General features: G+C 37.5%; 1 protein-coding gene. It reads right to left on the bottom strand.

The genetic code is table 11. The features are described from left to right. The coding region (locus NUW87_RS11965) for a retropepsin-like aspartic protease/reverse transcriptase (RefSeq protein ID WP_269028606.1) at window positions 1-2,223 on the bottom strand (2,223 nt) is incomplete at both ends.

The following is a 2,223-nucleotide window of genomic DNA, read 5'->3' as shown; positions in this document are numbered from 1 at the left end:
CCAAATACTCTACCTCTTTTACTCCAAATAAACATTTGGATGGTTTAGCATATAGTTGTTGCTCCTTTAGTAGTTGTAGCACCTTGTCAACATGTTGCACATGATCCTCCCAAGACTTGCTATAGATTAGTATATCATCAAAAAATACTAACACAAATTTTCGAAGGAAGGGCTTGAAAATGGAATTCATCAACCCTTGGAATGTGGAAGGTGCATTTGTAAGGCCAAAAGGCATGACCAAAAATTCATAATGGCCTTCATGAGTTCGGAATGTTGTTTTTGGGATATCTTCTTCCTTCATTCTGATCTGATGATACCCTGAACGAAGATCCAATTTTGTGAAATAGATTGCTCCATGTAGTTCATCTAACAATTCATCAATGACGGGAATGGGAAACTTATCTTTAATAGTGATCTTGTTGAGCTCTCTATAATCTGGACACATATGCCATGAGCTATCTTTCTTGAATACCATTACCACTGGTGCAGAGTAAGAACTTTGGCTAGGTCTAATAATGCCAGCCTCTAACATTTCTTCAACCATGCGCTCAATTTCACTCTTCTGGGCATAAGGGTATCTGTATGGCCTGATGTTAGGAGGAACACTCCCAGGAATTAGGTGAATTTCATGATCATGATTTCGAGTGGGTGGAAGACCTTTGGGAATATCTTCAAATACTTTGGAATGCTTATCAATGATCCTTTGGAGATCTTGAGGAATAGATGGCTTAGATGTTTGAACATCTAGTGAGCATAGTTGTGCAATAATGCCTTGATGCCCCTTTTTCAATAATTTTGTCATGCCGTTAGAGCTTATCACCTTACCGGGTTTCCCTGTGATACCTCTTAACTCAATTTCTTTTCCTTCCAATGAAAATTTCATGAAAAGTTCTTGAAAATTAAAAGCCATTGTTCCTAATGATTGTAACCATTGGATTCCTAGTACAACATCTGCACCACCCATGGGTATAGCAATCATTGGACTATTCATTACATATTCCCCCATAGTAAGATTGATCTTATTGCATTTTCCTGAGCAATTGATAGTTCCTCCATCTGCAATCATTACTTGAAACTCTGGTGCTGGATATACAAAGCAATTGAGATCTTTGGCTAATTTATAGTGAATGAAATTATGAGTACTGCCAGAATCAATTAGGACTATTACCTTTTTCTTTTTGATGTATCCTTCGATCTTGAGGGTTTGAGGAGTGCTAATTCCAGCCAATGCATTACACGATATCGTGGGAGTCAACTCTTCAGACGAAATTGCTTCTACATTTTCATCTTGAGATGGTTCTTGTTCTTGTTCTTCTTCCTCTTCACAATCTATGTAGAATAATTTCTTCTCACCACACTTATGTCCCTTACTGTACTTGCTGTCACAATTAAAGCATAAAACTTTTTCTTTTCTTTCCTCCAATTGTTGAGGTGTCAACCTTGTAGGTTGAGGTGTTTTAGGAGAAGGAGCATTGTTCTCTCTATAGATGTTAGGATAGGTCCTTCTAGTAGCCATAGCCATATTTTTACTTTCAACATTTCTTGCCACCTTAAATGCATTCTCCAATGATTTGGGTTCCCAAAGGCGAACCTCATGTTGAATGTTATCCTTTAAAGTTCCTATGAATACATCAATCAAGTGCTCATCTGGAATATCTGTTACCTTTATATTCAATCTTTGGAAGTTCTCAATGTGCTCTGTAACTGAACCCTTTTGCTTGAGATTTATCAATTGGCTAAAGAAGGTATTGCTCCTTGTATCCTCATAGTGTGCTATCATTTCTTCCGTGAAAATTGTCCAAGTGACGAGTGATTTGCGAGAACAAAGCCATCGATACCATACAAATTGATTAGGTTCTAAATATAAAGAAGCAATTCGTACCTTTTGTGTATGTGGCACATTATGGAGATCAAAGAATTGCTCCATCTGAAGTATCCATGTGATTGGGTCCTTGCCATCAAACTTCCTCATATCAATCTTAGGAACGTGGTTGGTCTTCAAACCAAAGTTGGAGTTTCTCCATTCTTGATTCACCTTCCTTGTGTCCTCATCATGAATTTCATGGGATGCATTTTCACTTTCAGGTGTCTTCTCTGTTACGAAATTTTTCAATACTTCCATGATCTCCTCTTTTAAACCATCCATCTTTGCCTCCAACTTAGCTTCCATCTCTTGTAGTTCATCTTTTGTTACTATCTTCTTTTGTAAATCATTTATGTCCC

The organism is Corynebacterium pilbarense (assembly GCF_026930265.1).
Taxonomy (GTDB): domain Bacteria; phylum Actinomycetota; class Actinomycetes; order Mycobacteriales; family Mycobacteriaceae; genus Corynebacterium; species Corynebacterium pilbarense.
This window is presented reverse-complemented; position numbering and strand designations above follow the sequence as displayed.